The organism is Candidatus Pantoea deserta, assembly GCF_003813865.1.
GTDB classification, from domain to species: domain Bacteria; phylum Pseudomonadota; class Gammaproteobacteria; order Enterobacterales; family Enterobacteriaceae; genus Pantoea; species Pantoea deserta.
On the sequence record NZ_RMVG01000005.1, the window covers coordinates 209,696 to 233,615 of the forward strand.

Here is a 23,920-nt window from a genome sequence, read left to right on the forward strand (position 1 = left end):
GGTCGAGTGACGCATTCTCTATTAGGGTTAAGGAAACCTGTCTGTGCTTTCGCCATGTTGCTTAAGAGGAGAATGTCCGATGTCTCAACCGACCGCTGCCAGTGAACTTCAACTGCTGGATCGCTACTGGCGCGCCGCCAACTACCTTTCCGTCGGGCAGATCTACCTGATGGCGAATCCCCTGCTGCGCGAGCCGCTTAAACCAGAGCATATTAAGCCTCGCCTGCTGGGACACTGGGGCACGACCCCAGGCCTCAACTTTATCTACGCGCATTTAAATCGCATCATTCGCCAGCGCGACCTTAATCTGATTTACGTCTGTGGGCCAGGCCATGGCGGACCGGGCATGGTTGCGAATACCTGGCTGGAGGGCAGCTATAGCGAAATCTACCCGCACGTCAGCGAGGACGGCGAAGGGATGCAGCGCCTGTTTAAACAGTTCTCTTTTCCAGGCGGCATTCCCAGCCACGCCGCGCCGGAAACCCCCGGCTCGATTAACGAGGGCGGAGAACTGGGCTACTCTCTGTCGCACGCTTTTGGCGCGGCCTTCGATCATCCGGATCTGATCGTGCCTTGCGTGATCGGCGACGGCGAAGCGGAAACGGGTCCGCTGGCGTCGAGCTGGCACGGCATCAAGTTCCTTAACCCGCAGCGCGACGGCGCCGTTTTGCCGATCCTGCATCTCAACGGCTATAAAATCGCCAATCCGACAATTCTGGGACGCGCCGATGATGATGACCTGCAACAGCTGTTCAGCGGCTATGGCTATGAACCGCTGTTTGTCAGCGGCCATGAGCCGGAAAAGATGCATCAGCAGATGGCCGATGCGCTGGATAACGCCTTTAATAAAATCGCCGCTTATCAGCAGGCGGCGCGCGCAGGCGACGAGCAGAGCGGCATTCCGCGCTGGCCGATGATTATTCTGCGCAGCCCCAAAGGCTGGACCGGGCCGCAGGAGGTGGATGGCAAGAAAGTGGAAGGTTTCTGGCGGGCGCATCAGGTGCCGGTAGCGGCCTGCCGCGAAGATGAGGAACACCGGCAGATTCTGGAGAAGTGGCTGCGCAGCTACCAGCCGGACGATCTGTTTGATGAACAGGGACGGCTGAAGCCGGAACTGCGCGCGCTGGCGCCTCAGGGCGACAAACGCATGGGGGCATCGCCCTATGCCAACGGCGGCTTACTGCGCCGCGAGCTTGATACGCCCGACATTCGCAACTTCGCTTTTGATGTGCAGGAACCCGGCTCGCAGCTGGCGCAGGCCACCGAGCAGCTTGGCCGCTACCTGGCAGAGATCTTCGCGCGTAACGCGAATAACTTCCGCCTGTTCGGCCCGGATGAAACCGCCTCGAATCGTCTGACGCCGGTGTTTGACGTTACCAGCCGCACCTGGCTGGAGCCGGTTAAGCCCTATGACGAACAGCTGGCGCGCGATGGCCGCGTTATGGAAATCCTCAGCGAACACCAGTGTCAGGGCTGGCTGGAAGGCTATCTGCTGACGGGCCGTCACGGCCTGTTCAACTGCTATGAAGCCTTTATCCATATCGTGGATTCAATGTTTAACCAGCACGCAAAATGGCTCAAGGTCACGCGCAAGCTCGGCTGGCGTAAGCCCGTCTCTTCGCTTAACTATCTGCTCTCTTCCCACGTCTGGCGACAGGATCACAACGGCTATAGCCATCAGGATCCCGGCTTTATGGATCATGTCGCCAATAAAAAGGCCGACATCGTCCGTATCTATCTGCCGCCCGATGCCAATACCCTGCTGTGGGTGGGCGATCACTGTCTCCGCACCTGGGACCGCATCAACGTAATAGTCGCGGGCAAGCAGCCGTCGGCGCAGTGGCTAGATATAGAGAGCGCCATTGCCCACTGCGAAGCTGGCATGAGCGACTGGCGCTGGGCCGGCACCACGCCGCAGGGCGAAGAGCCGGATGTTGTCATGGCGTGCGCCGGCGATGTGCCCACGCTGGAGACGCTGGCGGCCGTGGATCTGCTGCGCGGCTATCTGCCTGAACTGCGTATCCGCGTGGTCAACGTGGTGGATTTAATGGCGCTGCAAACGCAGGATCAGCATCCGCACGGAAAAAGCGATGACGAGTTTGATGCGCTGTTTACGCTCGACAAGCCGGTGATTTTCGCCTTCCACGGCTATCCGTCGCTGGTTCATCGCCTGACCTATCGGCGCAACAACTACCGCAATTTCCATGTGCGCGGCTTTAATGAAGAGGGCACCACCACCACGCCCTTTGATATGACGGTGCTGAACGAGCTGGACCGCTATCATCTGGCGCAGGAAGCCATTTTGCGCATTCCTGGCCTGGCGGACCAGCATGCGGAGCTGCTGGATGATTTACAGGAGCGCATTGCCGAGCACCATCGCTACGTGCGCGAATATGGCGAAGACGTGCCGGAAGTGCGCAACTGGAAGTGGCCATCCGCAACAGGCGACGGCGCGCCGGATTAACGCATGACATCCGCCAGCATCCATAGCGTGGTGGCAACCAGCGATAACGCCATCACGCTATTGAACAGCTGACGCTTCCACGGCGTTTGCAGATGGACGCCAAGCCGATCGCCCATCGCCGCCCACACCAGAATGCAGGGCAGATTCACCAGCGCGAAGCCGAGCATCACCGGCATCAGACCGCTCTGGGCGCTCCACAGCAGCGCCACGTTGGTCGCCATAATCCAGGCTTTCGGGTTGACGGCCTGGAAGCAGAGCGCGCCCGCAATGGTCATCGGCTGCGCCTTTTCCCGTCGCGCAGGCGCAGCGGCACGCCACAGCTTCCACGACAGCCAGAGCAGGTAGGCGCAGCCCACCAGCGTCAGGGGCAGCCTGACGGCGCTCATCCAGCTCAGCAGCCACTCCAGCGCCAGTCCCGCCAGCGCGGTTTGCAGCAGACAGCCCAGCAGCACGCCGGAGATCATCGGCAGCGTGCGCCGCAGGCCGAAATTAACGCCAGAGGTCGCCAGCAGCAGATTATTCGGACCGGGTGTAATAGACATAACGGTAACGTAGCTAAAAAAAGAGGGATCAAGCATGGCGGCACTCTCGCTAAAGGAATATAGCGCTATGCTAGAGTGAGAAAACCGTTGGTAACAGAGACACAAAAATACTATTGTCATGGTTACAGTTTGCTTTTTTTCATATTGTACCCATGATCTGCGGAGGCTTTTGTGTCCCTGTCTCAGTCTGATACTCAGCCGCTCTACCATCAGCTTGCTGACAGCTTTGCCGCGGCGATTCATCAGGGCACGCTGAAGCCCGGTAAACGACTGCCTGCGATTCGCCGCGTGGCGCAATCCCATCACGTCAGCATCAATACCGTGCTGAACGCCTGGCAGCTGCTGGAAGATCGCGGCCTGATCGAGGCGCGTCCTCAGTCCGGCTATTATGTGCGCAGCGTACTGCCTGCCGTCACGCCTTCTGTGCCGCATCGCGCTCGTGTTAAAGACCCCAGCAGCGAAAAGCTCGACCTGATCGATCAGGTCTTTGCCGCGCAGAATCATCCCGACTACATCAACATCTCCCTGGCCTGTCCGCAGGATGGCGAGCTGTATCCGTCGGCGCGACTGAGCCGCATTACCGCCTCGCTGCTGCGGCGTAATCCTGATTTAATTGGCCGCTACGCGCTTCCGCCTGGTAGTGAGCGCTTACGGGAGGAGATTGCGCGACGGGCGCTGCATGCGGGCATGTCGCTGACCAGCGAGCAGATCACCCTGACCCACGGCTGTATGGAGGCGTTGCAGCTGGCGCTACGCGCCGTGACGCAGCCGGGCGACTGCGTGGGGCTGGAGTCGCCGACCTACTTTTTCCTGTTCCCCCTGCTGGCGTCGCTGGGGCTGAAAGCGCTGGAAATCCCGACCGATCCGCAGCAGGGGTTGTCGCTCGATGCACTGGAGATGCTGTTGCAGGAGAAGCGCATTCAGGCGCTGATCGCCATGCCGAGCGCGCAGAATCCGCTCGGCTGCTGCCTGTCGCGGCAAAATAAGCAGCGCCTCGCAAAGTTAGTGAACACTTACAACGTCCCGCTGCTGGAGGACGGCTTGTATGACGAATTACAGTTTGACTGGCCGCTCTCGCCCACCGTGAAGTCGTTTGATAGCGACGGCTGGGTAATCTACTGCACCAGCTTCACCAAGACCGTCGCGCCGGACTTTCGCATCGGCTGGATTGCCGCTGGCCGGTTTCACGAGGCGATTGCCCGCCTGAAAGCGGTCTCGTCGATGGCGGAATCCCGACTGCTGTCGGAAACCCTGGCGGAATTTCTCGCCAGCGGCGGTTACGATCACCATCTGCGCACGCTGCGCCGTCGCTATGCCGCCAACCTGGATGAGGCGCGCGGCCTGATTGCGCGCCATTTTCCGCAGGGAACGCGCGCCACGCTGCCGCGCGGCGGGTTTGTTTTTTGGGTCGAACTGCCGGAGCAGGTCAATACGGTGGAGATGTTCCACTGCCTGCTGAAGGAGCAGATTTGCGTCACGCCTGGCGCGCTCTATTCCCTCAGCGAGCGCTATAACCATGCGCTGCGCCTCTCCTGCTGCTATCCCTTTGACGATCGCTATAGCTGGGCGCTGAAGCGTACAGGCGCTATCGCCTGCGAGCTGGCGGGTCTGCCGCCGGGACTGGATCAGGGTGTGCCGTTGCGGCCCCAGACGGTGTAGGCATGGCGTTCGGTCAGGCGCTCGTAGTAGTTGCGCACCGCGGGCAGGCTGGGATGGTCCAGCGGCGTTTCATACCAGCGGTTGACCGCCAGCCCGACGCCAATATCCGCCAGCGTAAAATTGCGCCCTGCGACATAGCGCCCTGTTTTCTCCAGCTGCTGGTTGAGAATGCCCATAGTATGGGACCAGCCTTTGCACGCCGCGGCCAGCAGCCGCGGGTCCTGATGGGCGGGGGAATTGCGCACCAGCGACATAAAGGCGTAGCGCCATGAGGTGTTAAGTTCGGTGGACTGCCAGTCCATCCACTGATCCACAGGCGCGCGGGCGCGTGGATTTTGCGGATAGAGCCAGTCGCCTTCATAGGCGGTCGCCAGATAGCGCAGAATCGCGTTTGACTCCCATAGCACCAGGTCGTCGTCAATTAATACCGGGACCAGGGCGTTGGGATTAAGCGCAAGAAATTCCGGTTTGTGCAGCGAGCTGGGATCGGCGCCCCAGTCTTCGCGCTCGAAGTCGAGATCCAGTTCATCACACAACCAGAGCACTTTGCGCACGTTAATGGATGAGTCGCGCCCAAGAATTTTCAGCATAACGGTCTCCTGCGGGGATTGTTAACATATTGATAACCCTGTCGTGGAGTAAACGCAAATCCCAGGCGTGTAAATGCCCTGTTGAGAAAGGAGTAAGAATGAAAGTCGCGTTTAAGCAGGTCGATGTCTTTACCTCGTCAGCGTTCAATGGCAATCCGCTGGCGGTGATTCTGGATGCGCAGGGGCTGGATGACGAGCAGCTGCTGGCCATCGCCCGCTGGACCAATTTGTCGGAAACCACCTTTGTGCTGCCGCCGCAGCATCCGCAGGCCGACTATCGGGTGCGCATTTTTACCGTCGAGGGCGAGCTGCCGTTTGCCGGGCATCCCACGCTGGGCACGGCGCATGCGCTGCTGGAAGCGGGCTGGCCGACAAAAACGCCAGGCAGGATTGTGCAGGAGTGCGGCGTCGGCAACGTGACGGTCACTATTGCCGCCGATGGTTCGCTGGCGTTTGCCGCGCCGGAGGCGACGATTACGCCGTTTACCGACGCGCTGATGGGCAACGCGCTGAACTGCGAACTGTTCGATACCACCCAGACGCCCGTCGTGGTGGATATGGGGATTCGCTGGCTGTTAATTCCGATGATTAGCGCCGATGCGGTGCTGGCGATCAAACCCGCCGTCAGCGATTTGCAGCGCCTGATTGCCCATGCCGGCGCGAACGGCGTGATGCCCTTTGGTCCGCTGGCGCACGGCGAGAGCGAACAGTATGAGGTGCGCGGCCTGCTGGTAGAGAACGGCAGCCTGACGGAAGATCCCGTCACCGGCAGCGCCAACGCCTGCCTGGCGCGCTACTTTGCCGCGCAGGGCCAGCTGCGCGACTATCGCGCGCGTCAGGGAACGGCCATTCAGCGTCAGGGCCGCGTCCAGGTGCGCTACGACGGCGATAGCATCTGGGTGGGCGGTCAGACCGTTACGGTGATTGACGGCACTATCGCCCTGTAGCCGTAGCGCCCGATACGCGGGCCGCTTTGCGTTTTCCTGCGCGCGCAGACGCGCCTCTTGCCTGAGGCGCGTCCGTTAGCGCGCCCGCTCTCTTCCCGACGCTGAGGGCGCGTGGCCTGGCTTTCCGGCTGACGCCATCCGCCGCTGCCCCTGCGGCTTACAGTGCCTGTCCGCCTGATGCCTCAATGCGCTGGGCGGTGATCCAGCCGGTCTCATCGCTGAGAATGGCGCTGATCGCGTCGCCAATATCATCCGGCTGGCCCACGCGGCCTAGCGCGGTAAAGGCGGCGATAGCGTCATTAATCTCTTTGTTATCGCGCACGCGACCGCCGCCAAAATCGGTTTCAATCGCGCCCGGCGCCAGGATATTGACGCGAATACGGCGCTCGCCCAGCTCTCTCGCCTGATAGCGCGTCAGGACTTCCATCGCGCCTTTCATGGCGGCGTAGGTGCCAGAGCCAGGGTAGGTAATGCGCGTCAGGCCGCTGGAGAGATTGAGAATGCGGCCGCCGTCATTGATCAGCGGCAGCAGCTTTTGCGTCAGGAAATAGGGTCCCTTAAAGTGCACGTTGACCAGCGCATCGAACTCCTCTTCAGTGGTTTCGCTAAACGGCTTATAGTGACCGTGTCCGGCGTTGTTCACTAAATAGTCAAAACGGTCCCGCTGCCATGTGCTGCTCAACGCTTTTTTAACGTCGGAGACGAAGCCGTCAAACTGACGGGTATCGCCGACATCCAGTCGCAGCGCGACCGCACGGCGGCCCAGCGCTTCGATCTCTTTCACCACGGCCTGGGCTTCCTCTTCATGGCTGCGCCAGGTAAAAAGAATATCGACGCCTTTTGCGGCCAGTTTCAGGGCTGCATTCTTACCTAAACCCCGGTTCGCTCCGGTAATCAGTGCAATTTTATGACTCATGTTTTGCTCCTGTTGCAAAATTGAACACCAAATCAGGATATTCCCGAATAATTGATCTATAAACGCATGGGAATACGCAGCACTGTTTCACTTACAACAACAATCGGTGAACAACATGGATAAAATTCACGCAATGCAGGTTTTTGTGCGGGTTGCCGAGATGGGCAGTTTTACCCGTGCGGCAGAGAGTTTAGGCCTGCCGAAAGGCAGCGTGTCACGCCAGTTGCAGGCGCTGGAAAATCAGATGGGCACCCGGCTGCTTCATCGCACCACGCGCCGCGTGCAGCTCACTCAGGACGGGCTGGTCTATTACGATCGCTGCCTCGACCTGCTGTCGATGATTGACGATATGGACAGTCTGTTTCAGCACGATCCCGCCACGCTGAGCGGAAAGCTGCGCGTGGATATGTCAGTGGCGATGGCGACCGGCTTTATCCTGCCGCGTCTGCCGGAGTTCTTACAGAACTACCCCGGCATAGAGATTGAACTCAGCAGCAGCGACCGCATGGTGGATGTGATTCGGGAAGGTTTTGACTGCGTTATCCGCGTCGGTGAATTAAAAGATTCCGGTTTAATTGCGCGAAAGATCGGCACCTATACTTTGATTAACTGCGCCAGCCCTGGCTACCTTTCCCGCTTCGGCATGCCGACGCGGCTGGAAGAGCTGTCTTCGCACGCCATGGTGCATTATGCGCAGCAGCTCGGTCTGCCTTCGCCAGGCTTTGAGTATTTCGACGGCAAACAGTGCCACTATGTGCAGACCGGCGGCGTGGTCACGGTCAACAGCACCGAAACCTATCGCGCCGCCTGCCTGGCCGGGCTGGGGATTATTCAGGTTCCGGCGATGGGCATTCATCCCCTGCTGGAGTCTGGCAAGCTGGTGGAAGTTCTGCACGCTTTTCCGGCGAAGCCGATGCCGATTTCGCTGCTTTACCCCCATCGGCGCAATGTGGCGCGGCGCGTGCGCGTGTTTATGGAGTGGCTGAGTCAGGTGTTACAGGAGTATGTCACCTGAGCGGCTATAATTGCCTTTTTATGTTAAGCAGGATAATCACTGTCTATGACGGACAAACAGGAAAACTCAACTCATCCCGAATCCCCTAAACCGCTGATTGACATTCAGACCGGCAACAAAACCGTTGACGGCTCGATCCGGCGCGTATCGCGCTTTGCCGCCTGGTTTCAGTCGATTCCGGCGGTGGCGCATTTTATTCGCGCGCTGGAGCGTTTTAACGATCGTCTGGGCAGCCAGTTCGGCGCAGCCATAACCTACTTCTCCTTCTTGTCGCTTATCCCGATTTTGATGGTCTCCTTTGCCGCCGTCGGTTTCGTGCTGGCCTCGAATCAGGATTTGCTGTCGGAACTGATCAATAAGATCGTTAACAGCATCAGCGATCCTACGCTGGCCACCACGCTGAAAAATACGGTAAACACCGCGATTCAGCAGCGCGCCACCGTCGGCATTACCGGTCTGCTGCTGGCGCTCTACTCCGGCATTAACTGGATGGGCAATCTGCGCGAAGCGGTGCGCGCCCAGTCGCGCGACGTCTGGGAACGTAAACCGGACGATCAGGAGAAGTTCTGGAAAAAATATCTGCGCGATCTGATTTCACTCATCGGCCTGATGCTGGCGCTGGTGATTACCCTGTCGCTGACCTCGATCGCTGGCGCCGCACAGGCGGCCATTGTGCATGCGCTGGGGCTGGACCATGTGGAGTGGTTGCGTCCGGCGATGACCGCCATCGCGCTGTCTATCTCTATCCTGGCAAACTATCTGCTGTTTCTGTGGATATTCTGGATTTTGCCGCGCCATAAGCCGCGTAAGAAAGCGCTGTTTCGCGGCACGCTGCTGGCGGCCATCGGCTTTGAGGTGATTAAGTTTGTAATGACGCTGACTCTGCCGAAGCTGGCCTCCTCTCCGTCTGGCGCGGCTTTTGGGTCGGTACTGGGTCTGATGGCGTTCTTCTACTTTTTTGCCCGCCTGACGCTGTTCTGCGCCGCCTGGATTGCAACCGCGAAGTATAAAGACGACCCGCAGATGCCAGACGCCCGCCGCTCCTCGCGTCATGAAGTGTGACAGAACGTAAAGGGTAGCGAAAAATTTTCCCCTTTGGCTATTTTTCATGCAAACAGCAGGATGAATAGCTAAAGGGTCACTTTTATTTGCCTGTTTTATAGAGATTCCCGCTGCAAAAGGCGGGCTTCTCCCTGCCTTAATCCGCGCATTCCATTTCGACACAAATTATTCACTTTTTCGGCGAAAAAGCCCGTTCTGACGCGGTTTTTCACCGTTGAATGGCACAGAACAGGTGCGTAATATTCTTGCTCTCTATTTACAATTAAGAAACAGTTATGCAAGCCTCCATCACAGAACCCCTGAAAAAGTCACACGACGATACGCCCGTCAATTCTCGCGGCAAAGTCGTGGTGGCTTCGCTGGTCGGAACGGCCATCGAATTTTTCGATTTCTATATCTACGCTACGGCGGCGGTCATTGTCTTCCCGCATATATTCTTCCCTCAGGGTGATAACACGGTGGCGACGCTACAGTCGCTGGCTACTTTCGCCATTGCCTTTGTGGCTCGTCCCATTGGCTCTGCGCTGTTTGGTCACTTCGGCGACCGCGTTGGACGCAAGGCGACGCTGGTCGCCTCGCTGCTGACCATGGGGATCTCAACCGTGGTGATCGGCCTGCTGCCGGGCTATCAGTCGATCGGCGTGGCCGCTCCGCTGCTGCTGGCGCTGGCGCGCTTTGGTCAGGGGCTTGGTCTCGGCGGTGAATGGGGCGGCGCGGCGCTGCTGGCGACGGAAAATGCGCCAGCGAAAAAGCGCGCGCTTTACGGATCCTTCCCGCAGCTTGGCGCGCCGATTGGCTTCTTCTTCGCCAACGGCACCTTTCTGCTGCTCTCCTGGCTGTTGACCGACGAGCAGTTTATGCAGTGGGGCTGGCGCGTTCCCTTTATCCTGTCAGCGGTGCTGGTGCTGATTGGTCTCTATGTGCGCGTCTCGCTGCATGAAAGCCCGGTGTTCGCGAAGGTGCAGAAAGAGAAAAAACAGGTGCGGGTTCCCATCGCCGCGCTGCTGAGCAAGCATCTGACCGCCACCATCCTCGGCACCTTTATTATGCTGGCGACCTATACGCTGTTCTACATTATGACGGTCTACTCTATGAGCTATGGCACCGCGCCTGCGCCAGCCGGTCTGGGCTTTTCCCGCAACAGCTTCCTGTGGATGTTGATGGTGGCGGTGATTGGTTTCGGCGTAATGGTGCCGATTGCCGGCTTGCTGGCCGATCGCTTTGGTCGTCGTAAAACCATGATTACCATTACGCTGCTGATTATCGCCTTCGCCTTCTTGTTTCCGTCGATGCTGGGTTCCGGCTCACAGGCGCTGGTAATGGCTTTCCTGCTGCTCGGCCTGAGCGTGATGGGACTGACCTTCGGCCCAATGGGCGCGCTGTTGCCGGAGCTGTTCCCGACCGAAGTGCGTTATACCGGAGCGTCTTTCTCCTATAATCTGTCGTCGATTCTTGGCGCGTCGGTTGCGCCCTATATCGCCACCTGGCTGAACGCTAACTACGGCCTGCAGGCGGTCGGATATTATCTGGCGGCTATGGCGGCGCTGACGCTGATTGCATTAATCGCCTGTAAAGAGACGCGTCATCAGACGCTGTATGAAGCGGTCTGATACCCCTGATAAACCCGGCGCTGGCCGGGTTTATTGCAGTTAATCTCTCCTGTCACGACAGACAGCCGCCAGGCTCACTCTCTTCTTCTCCCCTGTACAGTCTCACGACACCTCTGAGCGGTCCGATTTGACGCTGTATTTGCGCTTTAGCGATCGCTATTCATACCGACTATTACTGAATAAGAGAGTGATGAAAAGCCGCTTATGACCCGTATAGCGTCTTCCGGTTTTTCATCCGACGCCACAAAAGCAGCGATCGTCTCGCAGATAAACTATGTGAGACAACGAATCGATAAACTGATGACTCTGCGTATTGATAAACGATGTGGCACTGAAAATCGCGCCAGCAGGCAGGAGCTGGAAAAAATTGAGTCGCAGATTCGCCAGTTGCAGCCGCAACAAAATCAACTGGAACACCGCAAAGACAATATAACCATTCAGCAGAAGCAGCTGGAGAAAAAGGCGGCAAGCCAGCAGACATTCATAAAGAAAATGCGCCTGCTCGCCAGATCGATCTCTACGTTTGAAAAACGCGGAGGCGCATAGCGAAAAACAGCGCGCGACAGGTAGCCTCGATTAAGACCCAGGCGGCTGCTTCTGATTAAAATATTTCTGTCTGACGTGAAAAACCCCGGCGAGCCGGGGTTTTTACGTGCTGAAAACGGTGGGGCGCGCTGGCTTAGCCTGCGACAGCAATACGCTTCATATCGGTCATGTAACCACGCAGCTTGCGGCCCACGGTTTCGATAGGATGCTGACGAATCGCTTCGTTGACGTCACGCAGCTGCGCGTTATCAACCTGCGTACCCTCGATAGCCTTGCCCAGATCGCCTGGTTGCAGCGTGGTCATAAACTCTTTCAGCAGCGGCACGGCGGCAAAGGAGAACAGGTAGTTGCCGTATTCAGCGGTGTCGGAGATCACCACGTTCATCTCATACAGACGCTTACGCGCGATGGTGTTGGCGATCAGCGGCAGCTCGTGCAGTGATTCATAGTAGGCCGACTCTTCGATAATGCCTGCGTCCACCATGGTTTCAAACGCCAGCTCTACGCCCGCTTTAACCATTGCGACCATCAGCACGCCTTTATCATAGTACTCCTGCTCTTCGATTTTACCCTCGAACTGCGGCGCGGTTTCGAACGCGGTTTTGCCGGTCTCTTCACGCCAGGTCAGCAGGTTTTTGTCATCGTTGGCCCAGTCGGCCATCATGCCGGAAGAGAATTCGCCGGAGATGATGTCGTCCATGTGCTTCTGGAACAGCGGAGCCATGATGGTTTTCAGCTGCTCTGACAGCGCGTAAGCGCGCAGTTTAGCCGGGTTAGAGAGACGGTCCATCATCAGCGTAATGCCGCCGAACTTCAGCGATTCGGTGATGGTTTCCCAGCCGAACTGAATCAGTTTTTCGGTATAGGCTGGGTCGTGGCCTTCTGCTACCAGCTTGTCGAAGCAGAGCAGCGAACCGGCCTGCAACATACCGCACAGAATGGTCTGCTCACCCATCAGGTCCGATTTTACTTCGGCGACGAATGACGACTCCAGTACGCCGGCACGATCGCCGCCGGTCGCTGCGGCCCAGGCTTTCGCAATGGCCATGCCTTCGCCTTTCGGATCGTTTTCCGGGTGAACGGCGATCAGGGTCGGCACGCCGAAACCACGCTTGTACTCTTCACGTACTTCGGTACCCGGACACTTCGGCGCCACCATAACCACGGTGATGTCTTTACGGATGGTTTCGCCTACTTCAACGATGTTGAAGCCGTGCGAGTAGCCCAGCGCCGCGCCGTCTTTCATCAGCGGCTGCACAGCCTGAACCACAGAGGAGTGCTGCTTGTCCGGCGTCAGGTTAACCACCAGATCGGCCTGCGGGATCAGCTCTTCATAGGTGCCGACTTTAAACCCGTTTTCGGTTGCCTTGCGCCAGGAGGCGCGCTTCTCAGCGATGGCTTCGGCGCGCAGCGCGTAAGAGACGTCCAGACCCGAATCACGCATGTTCAGACCCTGATTAAGGCCCTGCGCGCCACAGCCCACGATAACCACTTTTTTCCCTTTCAGGAAGCTGGCGCCGTCCGCGAACTCATCGCGCGCCATAAAGCGACATTTGCCTAACTGCGCTAACTGGTTGCGCAGATTCAGTGTGTTGAAGTAGTTAGCCATGGGCACTCCGGTCAGATGTTGTGTTTGCTTTTGTCTGGTAACGACGCCGTCAGCAGCGCCGCGAATGACCCCATCATATGACAGGAAATCTGTTGCTTAAATTGATATATTAGCAAGGTCACATTGCAGTATCTGCAACATTACTCTGAAGGAAAAAGCGCATGGATTTACGGGATCTCAAACTGTTTCTTCACCTGGCCGAAAGCTGTCACTTCGGTCGTACCGCGCGCGCGATGCACGTTAGCCCGTCAACGCTATCGCGCCAGATCCAGCGCCTTGAAGAGGATGTCGGCCACGCGCTGTTTCTGCGCGACAACCGCACGGTAACGCTGACCGAAGCGGGCGAACGTCTGCGCCAGTTTGCGCAGCAGACGCTGTTGCAGTATCAGCAGCTGCGCCATGCCATGGATCTCAACGGTCCCTCGCTGAGCGGCGAGCTACGTCTGTTCTGCTCGGTGACCGCGGCCTATAGTCACTTACCGCCGATTCTGGACCGCTTTCGCGCCGAGCATCCGCAGGTTGAGATCAAGCTGACCACCGGCGATGCCGCCGATGCCATTGAGATGGTGCAGTCCGGCGAGGCGGATCTGGCGATTGCCGGGCGTCCCGAATCGCTGCCCGCCAGCATCGACTTTACGCCGCTGGGGCTGATCCCGCTGGTGCTGATCGCCCCGGCGTTGCCCTGCCCGGTGCGCAGCCAGGCGACGCAGGCGTCCCCCGACTGGGCGCAGATCCCGTTTATCCTGCCCGATCAGGGTCCCGCACGGCGCGCTATCGATCTGTGGTTTCGTCGTCATCGTCTCTCCAGCCCGCAGATTTACGCCACGGTTTCCGGGCATGAGGCGATTGTGTCGATGGTGGCACTGGGCTGCGGCATTGCGCTGCTGCCGGACGTGGTGCTGGAGAATAGCCCGGAACCGGTGCGCAATCGCGTGCTGACGCTGGAGGATGTGGAGTCGGTGGCGCCGCTGGAGCTGGGCGTCTGCGTACAAAAAAAGCGGCTCGGAGAGCCGCTGATTCATGCTTTCTGGCACCTGCTGTAGTTACTGCCCGGCGAGGAAAAAGCGGAACGCCGGGTTGTTGGCTTCATCATGGAAGTCGTAACCCAGTTCGGTGAGGTGCGACTCAAAGCGCGGCTCGTTGTCGCCGATTTCAAAGGCCGCCAGCACGCGGCCATAGTCGGTGCCGTGGCTGCGATAGTGGAACAGCGAAATATTCCAGTGCGTGCCCAGCGTTTGCAAAAACTTCAGCAGCGCGCCGGGCGCTTCGGGAAATTCAAAGCTGAACAGGCGCTCGCGCAGCGGCTTTGAGGGCCGTCCGCCGACCATATAGCGCACATGCAGTTTCGCCATCTCGTCGTCTGACAGATCCACCACCTGATAACCGCCCTGCGTCAGCTGACTAATGATTTCGCTGCGCTCCTCCAGCCCGCGCGTTAAGCGCACGCCGACAAAAATACAGGCGTTGTCGGCATCGGCGTAGCGATAGTTGAACTCGGTGACCGCGCGTCCGCCCAGCGTCTGACAGAACTTCAGGAAGCTGCCCTGCTGTTCCGGGATGGTCACCGCCAGCAGCGCTTCACGCTGCTCGCCCAGTTCGCAACGCTCGGACACGTAGCGCAGGCCGTGGAAGTTGACGTTAGCGCCCGACAGCACATGCGCCAGACGCTCGCCTTTGATGTCGTGCTGCTGGATATATTTCTTCATTCCCGCCAGCGCCAGCGCGCCCGACGGCTCCGCTACCGCGCGCACGTCTTCAAACAGATCTTTCATCGCCGCGCAGATAGCGTCGCTGTCCACGGTAATGATGTCGTCGAGGTACTCCTGACACAGGCGGAAAGTCTCACTGCCGATGCGCTTCACCGCTACGCCTTCGGCAAACAGCCCGACACGCGGCAGATCCACCGGTTCGCCGGCGTCCAGCGCCGCTTTCAGGCAGGCGGAGTCTTCCGACTCCACCGCAATGACCTTAATCTGCGGCATCAGCTGCTTAATCAGCACCGCCACGCCCGCCGCCAGCCCGCCGCCGCCAACCGGCACAAAGACGCGATCGAGGTGCGCGTCCTGTTGCAGCAGCTCCATCGCCAGCGTGCCCTGGCCCGCGATCACCGCCGGATGATCAAAGGGGGGAACAAAGGTGTAGCCCTGCTGCTCCGCCAGCTCAATCGCTTTGGCTTTGGCCTCGTCAAAGTTAGCGCCGTAGAGATAAGCCTCACCGCCAAATGCGCGCACCGCATCAACCTTGATGTCTGCCGTCGCCAGCGGCATCACAATCAGTGATTTGATGCCGAGCCGACTGGCGGAGAGCGCCACGCCCTGCGCGTGGTTGCCGGCCGACGCCGTTACCACGCCGCGCGCCTTCTGCTCTTCGTTCAGTCCGGCAATCATCGCGTAGGCCCCGCGCAGCTTGAAGCTGTGCACCGGCTGTCGATCCTCGCGCTTCACCAGAATGGTGTTGCCGAGACGCGATGAAATTTTTTCCATTTTTTGCAGCGGCGTCACCTGTGCGACTTCATACACCGGCGAACGCAGCACTGCGCGCAGATATTCCGCGCCGCACGGCGACGCAGGTAGCGGTTGAGACTCGGCCATCGGTTAGCCTCCCAGCTTGCTCTTGTCGCGCACCGCGCCTTTATCGGCGCTGGTGGCGAGGGATGCGTAGGCGCGCAGCGCGAAAGAGACCTGACGCTCGCGGTCGTGCGGCGTATAGGCCGCGTCGCCGCGCGCTTCTTCTTCTTCGCGTCGCGCATGCAGTTCGTTATCCGGCACCGCCAGCTTAATGCCGCGGTTGGGAATATCGATCTCGATAATGTCGCCATCTTTAACCAGCGCGATGGTGCCGCCGCTGGCCGCTTCCGGCGAGGCGTGCCCAATCGACAGACCTGAGGTGCCGCCGGAGAAGCGGCCGTCGGTGATCAACGCGCAGCTTTTGCCCAGCCCCATCGATTTCAGATAGGTGGTCGGATAGAGCATCTCCTGCATGCCCGGCCCGCCTTTCGGCCCTTCGTAGCGGATCACCACGACGTCGCCCGCGACCACTTTGCCGCCGAGAATGGCTTCAACCGCATCGTCCTGGCTCTCGTAGACTTTCGCCGGACCTTTAAAGGTGAGGATCTCTTTGTCTACGCCTGCGGTTTTAACGATACAGCCATCTTCCGCCAGGTTGCCGTAGAGCACGGCCAGGCCGCCATCCTGTGAGAACGCATGTTCGCGCGTGCGGATACAGCCGTCCTGACGATCGTCATCCAGCGTATCCCAGCGGCAGTCCTGAGAGAAAGCCTGCGTGGTGCGAATCCCTGCCGGACCGGCGCGGAACATTTTCTTCACCGCTTCGTCCTGAGTCAGCATGATGTCGTACTGATCCAGCGTTTCGCGCAGATTCAGACCCAGCACGTTACGTACGTCGGTATGCAGCAGGCCTGCGCGATCCAGCTCGCCAAGGATGCCGATGACGCCGCCGGCGCGGTGGACGTCTTCCATATGATATTTCTGCGTGCTCGGCGCGACCTTACACAGGTGCGGCACTTTGCGCGACAGACGATCGATGTCGGAAATATTAAAGTCGATTTCGCCTTCCTGCGCCGCCGCCAGCAGGTGCAGAACGGTATTGGTGGAGCCGCCCATCGCGATATCCAGCGTCATGGCGTTTTCAAAGGCGGCCTTACTGGCGATATTGCGCGGCAGCACGCGCTCATCATCCTGCTCGTAATACTGTTTCGTCAGATTAACGATGCGTTTACCGGCGTTGATAAACAGATCTTTGCGGTCGGCGTGGGTCGCCAGCAGCGAGCCGTTGCCTGGCTGCGACAGCCCCAGCGCCTCGGTCAGACAGTTCATGGAGTTAGCGGTAAACATACCGGAACAGGAGCCGCAGGTCGGACAGGCGGAACGCTCAATTTGCTCGCTCTCGGCGTCGCTGACGTTCGGGTTCGCGCCCTGAATCATCGCGTCCACCAGATCGAGCTTGATGATTTTATCGGAAAGTTTGGTTTTCCCCGCTTCCATTGGACCGCCGGAAACGAAGATCACCGGAATATTGAGGCGCAGCGACGCCATCAGCATCCCCGGCGTGATTTTGTCGCAGTTAGAGATACAGACCATCGCGTCGGCGCAGTGCGCGTTAACCATGTACTCCACGGAGTCCGCGATCAGCTCGCGCGACGGCAGCGAATAGAGCATGCCGCCATGACCCATGGCGATCCCGTCATCCACCGCAATGGTGTTGAACTCTTTCGCCACGCCGCCCGCAGCTTCGATCTGCTCAGCGACCAGCTTGCCGAGATCGCGCAGGTGAACGTGACCCGGCACGAACTGGGTGAATGAGTTAACCACGGCGATAATCGGCTTGCCGAAATCGGCGTCGGTCATTCCTGTCGCGCGCCACAAGGCACGGGCACCCGCCATATTGCGGCCATGAGTGGTGGTGGCGGAACGGTACTTAGGCATGCTCTGTTTACTCCAGTCTGAAAAATGACGCGGACACGGCGGCGCCCGCGCTACTGTCTTGTTATGCGTTTACCTGATCCAGCCAGCCGTATTTGTCTTCGGTTTCGCCAGTGAACAGGCCGAAGAAAGCTTTCTGGATTTTGGTGGTCACCGGACCGCGTTTGCCTTCGCCGACCTGAATGCCGTCGACGCTGCGTACCGGCGTAATCTCTGCGGCCGTACCGGACATAAAGATTTCATCAGCCAGGTAGAGCGATTCACGCGACAGCACCTGCTCGCGAACTTCGATACCCAGGTCCTGCGCCAGTTTGATGATGGCGTCGCGGGTAATGCCCGGCAGCGCGGAAGAGGTAAACGGCGGCGTAAACAGAATGCCGTCTTTTACTTCAAACAGGTTTTCGCCCGCGCCTTCAGAGATGTAGCCGTTGGTGTCCAGCGCGATGCCTTCCTGATAGCCGTGACGGCGCGCTTCACTGCCCACCAGCAGCGAGGAGAGATAGTTACCGCCCGCTTTTGCGGCGGTCGGCAGCGTGTTTGGCGCCACGCGATTCCACGAAGACACCATGGCGTTGATGCCGTTTTCCAGCGCTTCCGCGCCCAGATAGGCGCCCCACGGGAAAGCCGCGATGATCACGTCGGTGGTGTAGCCGTCCGGCGGATTGACGCCCAGTCCCACATCGCCAACGAACGCCAGCGGACGGATGTAGGCGCTTTTCAGATTGTTGTCGCGCAGCACTTTGCGGGTCGCTTCCATCAGCTCGTCCACGCTGTATTTCAGCGGGAAACGATAAATTTTGGCAGAGTCATGCAGACGCTGCATGTGTTCACGGTGACGGAACACCACCGGGCCTTTGTGCGAGTCGTAGCAGCGCACGCCTTCAAACACAGAAGTACCGTAATGCAGTGCGTGAGACATAACGCTGACCTTTGCGTCTTCCCACTTAACCATCTCGCCATTGAACCAAATAAAGTCTGCTTTCTTCGTGCTCATTCTTATTTCCTTTCACGACCAGGCGTGGATTTGTTGTGATGTTGGTTGCTGGATCTCGACGCTAGCGACATCCATTAATTTGTTTAATTGCGAAGACAGTAAATCGACTGAGCGCTGGCTGGCAACGGTCATTTCGATATTAATGTTTTCACTGTTCGCCACTGTTCCCATATTCATGGCGCACACCTGAAAACCGCGATGGCGGACGACGCGTAAAATGCGCTCCAATATTTCAGGACGAAAGCGGGCTTCGATAGACAATTGATGCTGGTTCATACGGTTTTCTCCATCATGTTTGCGTTGCTGGCGCCAGGCGGCACCAGTGGCCAGACGTTTTCATGCTCATCAATCGCAACATGCAGGAAGTAGGAACCTTCGCTGTTCAGCAGAGCATCAAGGGCGGCGTCGACCTCGTCTTTACGGCTAATACGCTGGCCAGGAATGTCAAACGCGCTGGCCAGCGTCAGAAAATCAGGGTTGTCGGTGAGAATGGTTTCGCTGTAGCGGCCGTCGAAAAACAGCTGCTGCCACTGGCGCACCATGCCGAGACGCTGGTTGTCCAGCAGCAGGATTTTTACCGGCAGCTTTTTGCGTTTGATGGTGCCCAGCTCCTGGATATTCATCATGATCGAACCGTCGCCCGACACGCAGATGACGGTGTCGTCGGGACGAGCGACCTGCGCGCCAATGGCCGCCGGCAGGCCAAAGCCCATCGTGCCAAGCCCGCTGGAGGTGATGAAATTTTCCGGCGCGCTGAACTGCATATGCTGCGCGGTCCACATCTGATGCTGACCCACGTCTGTGGTCACGACGGCGCTGGCGGGCTTGCGCTCCGAGAGCTGCTTCAGCAGCAGCGGCGCATAGATCGCTTCGCCCGGATGATCGTAGCGCCAGCTAAATTCCGCTTTCATGGCTTTCACTTCCGTACGCCAGCCATCGATCTGCAACGGCATGCTCAGCGCGGGCAGCACCTGATTCAGGTCGCCCTGTATGGAGACGTGCGCGCGGCGCAGTTTGTTCAGTTCAGCCGGATCGATGTCGATATGAATAACGCTGGCGTGCGGAGCAAAGGTATCCAGTTTGCCGGTGACGCGATCGTCAAAACGCGCGCCGACGGCAATCAGCAGATCGCAGGACTGCACGGCGAGATTGGCCGCTTTGGTGCCGTGCATGCCCAACATTCCCAGGTAAACCTCGCTGTCGATATCGGCGCTGCCCAGACCTTTCAGCGTGGCTACCATAGGGATGCCGGTCTCGTTTGCCAGCGCGCGCAGCGCCGGGACGGCCTGCGCCATTCCCACGCCGCCCCCGATATAGAGCATGGGTTTTTCGGCCTGCGCCAGCAGCGCGCGCGCCTCTTCGATATGCCGGGGCGAACAGGCGATTTGCTCTTCTACTGGCAGCAGATGCGGCATCAGTTCACCGCTGGCAACCTGAATATCTTTTGGAATATCCACCAGCACTGGTCCCGGACGCCCAGACTGAGCTATGGCAAAGGCTTCGGCCATAATCGTCGGCAAATCATCCAGCGATTCGACCAGAAAGCTGTGCTTGGTGCAGGCCAGCGACAGGCCCAATACATCAATTTCCTGAAAGGCGTCGGTGCCGATAAAGGCGGAGGAGACCTGGCCAGTGATGGCCACGACCGGGACGGAATCCATCATCGCGTCGGCCAGGCCAGTGATTAAGTTGGTCGCGCCAGGGCCTGAGGTAGCAATACAGACGCCGGTTTTGCCGGTTGCGCGGGCATAGCCAATGGCTGCCACGACGGCGCCTTGCTCATGACGACACAGTAGGTGTTCCACGCCGCCATCATAGAGCGCATCGTAAACTGGCATGATGGCGCCGCCAGGATAGCCAAACACTGTGTCGACACCCTGCGCGCGTAAAGCCTGAACTACCCACTGTGCACCTGTCATGGTTATTCTCCTGTATCCTTAGGGGAACAACAGAATTTTATGCTACTGCTCATTGTTTGCTCCTCGGTAATTCGCTGATATTTGCGCTGGTCAAAAAAAAACCCCCGGACCTTTCGGTGCGGGGGTTTTCAGGATTCCAGGCTTGATTTTTAAGCCTTTCTTTCTCTAAGCGAAGCCCCGCACGGTGGGTTAATAATCACCACCACGCTAATCACGACCAGGCTAATCACTTGTAGAAGGGCTTTCATTTTCAGTCTGTATTTTCGTTTGTTCGAAGTAATGCCTACAGAGTTATCACAGTTACGGGTGCGATGACAACTTTTTCTCTGCTATTTTTTTATGACCCTTATTGCCGAAAAAGCATATCGTTTTGTAAATAAACGCTTATTTTATGAATGATAAATATTCATCACGAACGTGCCGCAACGATTAACCCCTCGTATTTGCAGGTCTGCTTCCAGAAAAAAGCATACAGCTGAATCACAGCTCGATTTATTGCGGCCTCTGTCGTGAGGTGCTTATGCCGGGATCGTTATCTGATGTTCGCCTCGTCATAATCGCCGCGTTAAGGAGCGGTTATGACATTGTCCAGAGTTCTTACCCGAGCAGCGATTGGCGTAGAAGCGCCGCTGGTAACCATCGAAGCGCATATCAGTAACGGATTGCCCGCGTTGACGCTGGTTGGCTTACCGGAAACTACAGTGAAAGAGGCGCGCGAGCGGGTGCGTAGCGCCATTATCAACAGTGGGTTCAGCTTTCCCGCCAGACGCATCACCATCAATCTGGCTCCCGCCGATCTGCCCAAAGAAGGCGGCCGCTACGATTTGCCGATGGCTATCGCGATTCTCGTGGCGTCTGAACAGCTTCCAGAGGAGAAACTGACGCAGCATGAGTTTGTGGGCGAACTTGCGCTTAACGGCGCGCTCTGCGGCGTTCAGGGAGCCATTCCTGCGGCGATGGCGGCAATGCGCGCCGGGAGGACGCTTATCCTTGCAGAAGAGAACCAGCAGGATGTCGGCCTGATTCAACACGGCGATACGCTGATCGCGACGCATCTGCTTGAGATCTGCGCGTTTTTGCACGGGCAGGCCGAACTGCCCTGCGCCCGTACTCAGCAAGACCCGTCAGAGCAGGCGGCAGAAGATCTGAGTGATATTATCGGCCAGGAGCAGGGCCGCCGCGCGCTGGAAATTACCGCAGCCGGCGGCCACAATTTGCTGTTGATCGGTCCGCCGGGCACGGGCAAAACCATGCTGGCGACACGCCTGCCTGGCATTATGCCGCCGTTAAGCGATGCTGAGGCGCTGGAGTGCGCCGCGATTGCCAGCCTGGTGGATAGCGTCACGCTGCACAGACAATGGCGTAAGCGGCCCTTTCGCTCGCCTCACCACAGCGCGTCAATCTATGCCCTGATCGGCGGCGGCGCGTTACCGCGCCCCGGCGAGATCTCCCTGGCGCACAACGGCGTGCTCTTTCTGGACGAGCTGCCGGAATTTGATCGTCGGGTGCTGGATGCGCTGCGGGAGCCGCTTGAGTCAGGCGTCATCGCAATATCGCGCGCCCGCGCCAAAGTGACCTACCCGGCGCGTTTTCAGCTGATTGCCGCTATGAATCCCAGCCCGACCGGACATTATCAGGGTCAGCACAACCGGTGTTCGCCGCAGCAGGTGCTGCGTTATCTCAGCAAGCTGTCCGGTCCTTTTCTCGACCGCTTTGATTTATCTATTGAGGTTCCTCTGCTGCCGGGCGGGACGCTGAGCAACAGCCCTGACGCGGGCGAGCCTTCGGCATGCGTGGCGGCACGCGTCCTGAGCGCGCGTAAGCTACAGCTCGCGCGAGCAGGTAAAATTAATGCGCATATGAATAATGTCGATATTAAGTTGTGGTGCGCTGTGACGCGGGAAGATGCCGAGTGGCTGGAGGCGGTGTTGAATCAGCTGGGATTATCCGTGCGGGCATGGCAGCGGATTTTAAAAGTGGCGCGCACTATTGCCGATCTGGCTGGGGAAAAAGAGATCTTGCGGGTTCATCTTCAGGAGGCGGTAGGGTATCGCAGCATTGAGCGGCTGCTGATTCATTTGCATCGCAGCCTGGAATAAAAAATGGGGCCTGAAGCCCCATTTCGTTAGTCGTCGCTGTCGCTGTAATCTTCAACGGTATCCATCTGCGGCTTACCGCCGGAGAGCGTATGGAAACGCTTAGGACGCTTAATGCGAGCAATATATTTAGACCATACTCGCTCAGCTTCAGTTTGCGGCTCACGAACGCCACGACATACTTCTAAGAAGAGACGCTCTTCTTCATTGCTTGGCTCACGTTTTGCTAAATCAAGCTCGTTGAAAGCGTAGCCATGACGTTCCAGCAATTGGGCTTCTTTAATGGTGAAATCACCATGCCGCGAAAACCCACGCGGATAATGTTTGTTATCAAAGAAACGATTTGTGGTTGAGAAGCTTTCCGCCATCTTACACGCTCCTGATTCTCTTATACCGAGCTATTAATGGCGCGGAGTATTAGATAGGCTTGACAGAGTGTAAAACAAAACATTTAAATCTATACGACAAACAATTTTTGGGAGAAAGCTGTGGATACGGAATTACTGAAAACTTTCCTGGAAGTGAGCAGAACTCGCCATTTCGGGCGGGCTGCCGAAGCACTCTATCTCACGCAGTCTGCCGTCAGTTTTCGCATCCGTCAGCTGGAGAATCAGCTGGGCGTTAACCTTTTTACTCGTCACCGCAATAACATACGACTCACTTCGGCAGGCGAACGTCTTCTTCCCTATGCAGAGAGTCTGATGAGCACCTGGATGATGGCGAAGAAGGAGGTTTCACATACCCAACAGCATCATGAGCTGTCGATAGGCGCCAGCGCCTCGCTATGGGAAGCCTATCTGACGCCGTGGCTGCAAACGCTCTATGAAAACCGCGAGAGCCTGCATCTTGAAGCGCGCGTGGCGCAGCGACATCTTCTGGTTAAGCAACTGCATGAGCGTCAGCTGGATCTATTGATCACCACAGAAGCGCCTAAAATGGATGAGCTGACCAGCCAGCAGATTGGCCATATTTCGCTGGCGCTTTTCCGCGCGCGCAAAACAGAGAAGCGTGAGAAGTATGATTACATCAAGCTGGAGTGGGGAGCGGACTTTCATCAGCACGAAAGCTATCTGTCGGGCAGTGATGATGTACCGGTTTTAACCACCACATCGGCGCATGTTACGCGCGAACTCCTCCATACTACCGGCGCCTGCGCCTTTTTACCGGACTACTGGCACAGCCTGTATAGCGATCTGATGGTAATCCCCGATACCCCGGTGGCGGTGCGTCCTTTGTATGCGGTATGGCTGCAAAACAGCGATCAGCAGGCCCATATTCGCCAGCTGCTTAAATTCCCGGTACTGGTGCGCTAGCGTTTTCTGAGTGAAATAACGATCAGGGCTGACTTTGTTAGCCTTTTTTTGACTGGCTCCGGGCGGAATAAAAGACAAAAAAAATCCTTTGCCGAAGCAAAGGATTGTTTTTTCTGGCAGGGGCGGAGGGACTCGAACCCCCAACACCCGGTTTTGGAGACCGGTGCTCTACCAATTGAACTACGCCCCTAAAGAG

Annotated in this window: 21 protein-coding genes and 1 tRNA gene; 10 read left to right on the top strand and 12 right to left on the bottom strand. The window is 58.0% G+C overall.

From position 1 onward, the window contains the following. The first annotated feature begins 79 nt into the window (after positions 1 to 79). Positions 80 to 2,464 carry a phosphoketolase family protein gene (locus tag BBB56_RS09725; protein ID WP_123800752.1) on the top strand — a complete coding sequence of 795 codons (2,385 nt, stop codon included), beginning with the start codon at positions 80 to 82 and terminating at the stop codon, positions 2,462 to 2,464. On the opposite strand, the gene BBB56_RS09730 is transcribed toward BBB56_RS09725, so the two are convergent. After that, positions 2,461 to 3,042: a LysE family translocator gene (locus BBB56_RS09730; RefSeq protein ID WP_123800753.1), complete on the bottom strand. Its 582-nt coding sequence runs from the start codon at positions 3,040 to 3,042 to the stop codon at positions 2,461 to 2,463. The genes BBB56_RS09725 and BBB56_RS09730 overlap by 4 nt on opposite strands. Before the next feature lie 135 nt (positions 3,043 to 3,177). Between BBB56_RS09730 and BBB56_RS09735 the strand changes: the two genes are divergently transcribed. Beyond that, positions 3,178 to 4,665: an aminotransferase-like domain-containing protein gene (locus BBB56_RS09735; RefSeq protein WP_123800754.1), complete on the top strand. Its 1,488-nt coding sequence runs from the start codon at positions 3,178 to 3,180 to the stop codon at positions 4,663 to 4,665. Here the strand turns inward: BBB56_RS09735 and BBB56_RS09740 are convergent. Further along, entirely contained in the window at positions 4,632 to 5,255 is a 624-nt protein-coding gene (locus BBB56_RS09740; RefSeq protein WP_123800755.1) for a glutathione S-transferase family protein, read from the bottom strand. The two genes, BBB56_RS09735 and BBB56_RS09740, sit on opposite strands and share 34 nt — an antisense overlap. Positions 5,256 to 5,353: 98 nt before the next feature. Here BBB56_RS09740 and BBB56_RS09745 point away from each other — a divergent pair, with 98 nt between their 5' ends. Then, positions 5,354 to 6,202 carry a PhzF family phenazine biosynthesis protein gene (locus tag BBB56_RS09745; RefSeq protein ID WP_123800756.1) on the top strand — a complete coding sequence of 283 codons (849 nt, stop codon included), beginning with the start codon at positions 5,354 to 5,356 and terminating at the stop codon, positions 6,200 to 6,202. Positions 6,203 to 6,359: 157 nt separating this feature from the next. On the opposite strand, the gene BBB56_RS09750 is transcribed toward BBB56_RS09745, so the two are convergent. Further along, complete coding sequence (locus BBB56_RS09750; protein ID WP_123800757.1) at positions 6,360 to 7,118, bottom strand: SDR family NAD(P)-dependent oxidoreductase; 759 nt, start codon at positions 7,116 to 7,118, stop codon at positions 6,360 to 6,362. Positions 7,119 to 7,233: 115 nt separating this feature from the next. Between BBB56_RS09750 and BBB56_RS09755 the strand changes: the two genes are divergently transcribed. The 4 genes from BBB56_RS09755 to BBB56_RS09770 all read left to right on the top strand — a co-directional run bounded on the left by BBB56_RS09755 (position 7,234) and on the right by BBB56_RS09770 (position 11,351). Further along, entirely contained in the window at positions 7,234 to 8,133 is a 900-nt protein-coding gene (locus tag BBB56_RS09755; RefSeq protein ID WP_123800758.1) for a LysR family transcriptional regulator, read from the top strand. A gap of 45 nt (positions 8,134 to 8,178) precedes the next feature. Continuing rightward, positions 8,179 to 9,195 carry an inner membrane protein YhjD gene (gene yhjD, locus BBB56_RS09760; protein ID WP_123800759.1) on the top strand — a complete coding sequence of 339 codons (1,017 nt, stop codon included), beginning with the start codon at positions 8,179 to 8,181 and terminating at the stop codon, positions 9,193 to 9,195. A 275-nt stretch (positions 9,196 to 9,470) separates the two neighbouring features. After that, the gene (locus tag BBB56_RS09765; RefSeq protein ID WP_123800760.1) at positions 9,471 to 10,805 is read left to right on the top strand and encodes an MFS transporter; all 1,335 of its coding nucleotides are present in this window, start codon (positions 9,471 to 9,473) and stop codon (positions 10,803 to 10,805) included. Positions 10,806 to 11,009: 204 nt separating this feature from the next. After that, entirely contained in the window at positions 11,010 to 11,351 is a 342-nt protein-coding gene (locus tag BBB56_RS09770) for a hypothetical protein (protein ID WP_123800761.1), read from the top strand. A 133-nt stretch (positions 11,352 to 11,484) separates the two neighbouring features. Here BBB56_RS09770 and ilvC read toward each other — a convergent pair whose 3' ends face one another. After that, the gene (ilvC, locus tag BBB56_RS09775) at positions 11,485 to 12,960 is read right to left on the bottom strand and encodes a ketol-acid reductoisomerase (RefSeq protein ID WP_123800762.1); all 1,476 of its coding nucleotides are present in this window, start codon (positions 12,958 to 12,960) and stop codon (positions 11,485 to 11,487) included. Positions 12,961 to 13,121: 161 nt separating this feature from the next. Here ilvC and ilvY point away from each other — a divergent pair, with 161 nt between their 5' ends. Next, on the top strand, positions 13,122 to 14,003 hold the full coding sequence (gene ilvY, locus BBB56_RS09780; protein WP_123800763.1) for an HTH-type transcriptional activator IlvY: 882 nt from the start codon (positions 13,122 to 13,124) through the stop codon (positions 14,001 to 14,003). Here ilvY and ilvA read toward each other — a convergent pair whose 3' ends face one another. From ilvA to ilvL, 6 genes are all read right to left on the bottom strand, one after another. Continuing rightward, positions 14,004 to 15,551: a threonine ammonia-lyase, biosynthetic gene (gene ilvA / locus BBB56_RS09785; protein WP_123800764.1), complete on the bottom strand. Its 1,548-nt coding sequence runs from the start codon at positions 15,549 to 15,551 to the stop codon at positions 14,004 to 14,006. A gap of 3 nt (positions 15,552 to 15,554) precedes the next feature. Continuing rightward, complete coding sequence (ilvD, locus tag BBB56_RS09790) at positions 15,555 to 17,405, bottom strand: dihydroxy-acid dehydratase (RefSeq protein ID WP_123800765.1); 1,851 nt, start codon at positions 17,403 to 17,405, stop codon at positions 15,555 to 15,557. 61 nt (positions 17,406 to 17,466) lie between these two features. Then, positions 17,467 to 18,396, bottom strand: a complete 930-nt coding sequence (locus BBB56_RS09795; RefSeq protein WP_123800766.1) for a branched-chain amino acid transaminase — start codon at positions 18,394 to 18,396, stop codon at positions 17,467 to 17,469. Between the two features lie 12 nt (positions 18,397 to 18,408). Further along, a complete protein-coding gene (gene ilvM / locus BBB56_RS09800) occupies positions 18,409 to 18,672 on the bottom strand; it encodes an acetolactate synthase 2 small subunit (RefSeq protein WP_123800767.1) in 264 nt (87 codons plus the stop codon). Further along, a complete protein-coding gene (ilvG, locus tag BBB56_RS09805) occupies positions 18,669 to 20,315 on the bottom strand; it encodes an acetolactate synthase 2 catalytic subunit (protein WP_123800768.1) in 1,647 nt (548 codons plus the stop codon). Before ilvG ends, ilvM begins: the two co-directional genes overlap by 4 nt. Positions 20,316 to 20,464: 149 nt before the next feature. Continuing rightward, positions 20,465 to 20,563 (bottom strand): ilv operon leader peptide, encoded by a 99-nt coding sequence (gene ilvL / locus BBB56_RS09810; RefSeq protein ID WP_123800769.1) that lies wholly within the window; start codon positions 20,561 to 20,563, stop codon positions 20,465 to 20,467. A gap of 330 nt (positions 20,564 to 20,893) precedes the next feature. On the opposite strand from ilvL, the gene BBB56_RS09815 reads away from it, so the two are divergent. Continuing rightward, entirely contained in the window at positions 20,894 to 22,414 is a 1,521-nt protein-coding gene (locus BBB56_RS09815) for a YifB family Mg chelatase-like AAA ATPase (RefSeq protein WP_123800770.1), read from the top strand. Between the two features lie 26 nt (positions 22,415 to 22,440). Here the strand turns inward: BBB56_RS09815 and BBB56_RS09820 are convergent, their stop codons facing one another. Then, complete coding sequence (locus BBB56_RS09820; RefSeq protein ID WP_123800771.1) at positions 22,441 to 22,779, bottom strand: MaoP family protein; 339 nt, start codon at positions 22,777 to 22,779, stop codon at positions 22,441 to 22,443. A 120-nt stretch (positions 22,780 to 22,899) separates the two neighbouring features. Here BBB56_RS09820 and hdfR point away from each other — a divergent pair, with 120 nt between their 5' ends. After that, positions 22,900 to 23,724 carry an HTH-type transcriptional regulator HdfR gene (gene hdfR, locus BBB56_RS09825; protein ID WP_123800772.1) on the top strand — a complete coding sequence of 275 codons (825 nt, stop codon included), beginning with the start codon at positions 22,900 to 22,902 and terminating at the stop codon, positions 23,722 to 23,724. A gap of 114 nt (positions 23,725 to 23,838) precedes the next feature. Here hdfR and BBB56_RS09830 read toward each other — a convergent pair. Next, a tRNA-Trp gene (locus BBB56_RS09830) sits at positions 23,839 to 23,914 on the bottom strand. Between the last annotated feature and the right edge of the window lie 6 nt (positions 23,915 to 23,920).

Bases quoted from the DNA above. Each gene is read 5' to 3' on its own strand.
- ilvC (WP_123800762.1), bottom strand. From the start codon at position 12,960: ATGGCTAACTACTTCAACACACTGAATCTGCGCAACCAGTTAGCGCAG.
- BBB56_RS09725 (WP_123800752.1), top strand. From the start codon at position 80: ATGTCTCAACCGACCGCTGCCAGTGAACTTCAACTGCTGGATCGCTAC.
- ilvY (WP_123800763.1), top strand. From the start codon at position 13,122: ATGGATTTACGGGATCTCAAACTGTTTCTTCACCTGGCCGAAAGCTGT.
- yhjD (WP_123800759.1), top strand. From the start codon at position 8,179: ATGACGGACAAACAGGAAAACTCAACTCATCCCGAATCCCCTAAACCG.
- ilvM (WP_123800767.1), bottom strand. From the start codon at position 18,672: ATGAACCAGCATCAATTGTCTATCGAAGCCCGCTTTCGTCCTGAAATA.
- BBB56_RS09815 (WP_123800770.1), top strand. From the start codon at position 20,894: ATGACATTGTCCAGAGTTCTTACCCGAGCAGCGATTGGCGTAGAAGCG.
- BBB56_RS09765 (WP_123800760.1), top strand. From the start codon at position 9,471: ATGCAAGCCTCCATCACAGAACCCCTGAAAAAGTCACACGACGATACG.
- ilvG (WP_123800768.1), bottom strand. From the start codon at position 20,315: ATGACAGGTGCACAGTGGGTAGTTCAGGCTTTACGCGCGCAGGGTGTC.
- BBB56_RS09745 (WP_123800756.1), top strand. From the start codon at position 5,354: ATGAAAGTCGCGTTTAAGCAGGTCGATGTCTTTACCTCGTCAGCGTTC.
- BBB56_RS09750 (WP_123800757.1), bottom strand. From the start codon at position 7,118: ATGAGTCATAAAATTGCACTGATTACCGGAGCGAACCGGGGTTTAGGT.
- ilvD (WP_123800765.1), bottom strand. From the start codon at position 17,405: ATGCCTAAGTACCGTTCCGCCACCACCACTCATGGCCGCAATATGGCG.
- BBB56_RS09820 (WP_123800771.1), bottom strand. From the start codon at position 22,779: ATGGCGGAAAGCTTCTCAACCACAAATCGTTTCTTTGATAACAAACAT.
- BBB56_RS09770 (WP_123800761.1), top strand. From the start codon at position 11,010: ATGACCCGTATAGCGTCTTCCGGTTTTTCATCCGACGCCACAAAAGCA.
- BBB56_RS09730 (WP_123800753.1), bottom strand. From the start codon at position 3,042: ATGCTTGATCCCTCTTTTTTTAGCTACGTTACCGTTATGTCTATTACA.
- BBB56_RS09795 (WP_123800766.1), bottom strand. From the start codon at position 18,396: ATGAGCACGAAGAAAGCAGACTTTATTTGGTTCAATGGCGAGATGGTT.
- BBB56_RS09755 (WP_123800758.1), top strand. From the start codon at position 7,234: ATGGATAAAATTCACGCAATGCAGGTTTTTGTGCGGGTTGCCGAGATG.
- BBB56_RS09740 (WP_123800755.1), bottom strand. From the start codon at position 5,255: ATGCTGAAAATTCTTGGGCGCGACTCATCCATTAACGTGCGCAAAGTG.
- ilvL (WP_123800769.1), bottom strand. From the start codon at position 20,563: ATGAAAGCCCTTCTACAAGTGATTAGCCTGGTCGTGATTAGCGTGGTG.
- ilvA (WP_123800764.1), bottom strand. From the start codon at position 15,551: ATGGCCGAGTCTCAACCGCTACCTGCGTCGCCGTGCGGCGCGGAATAT.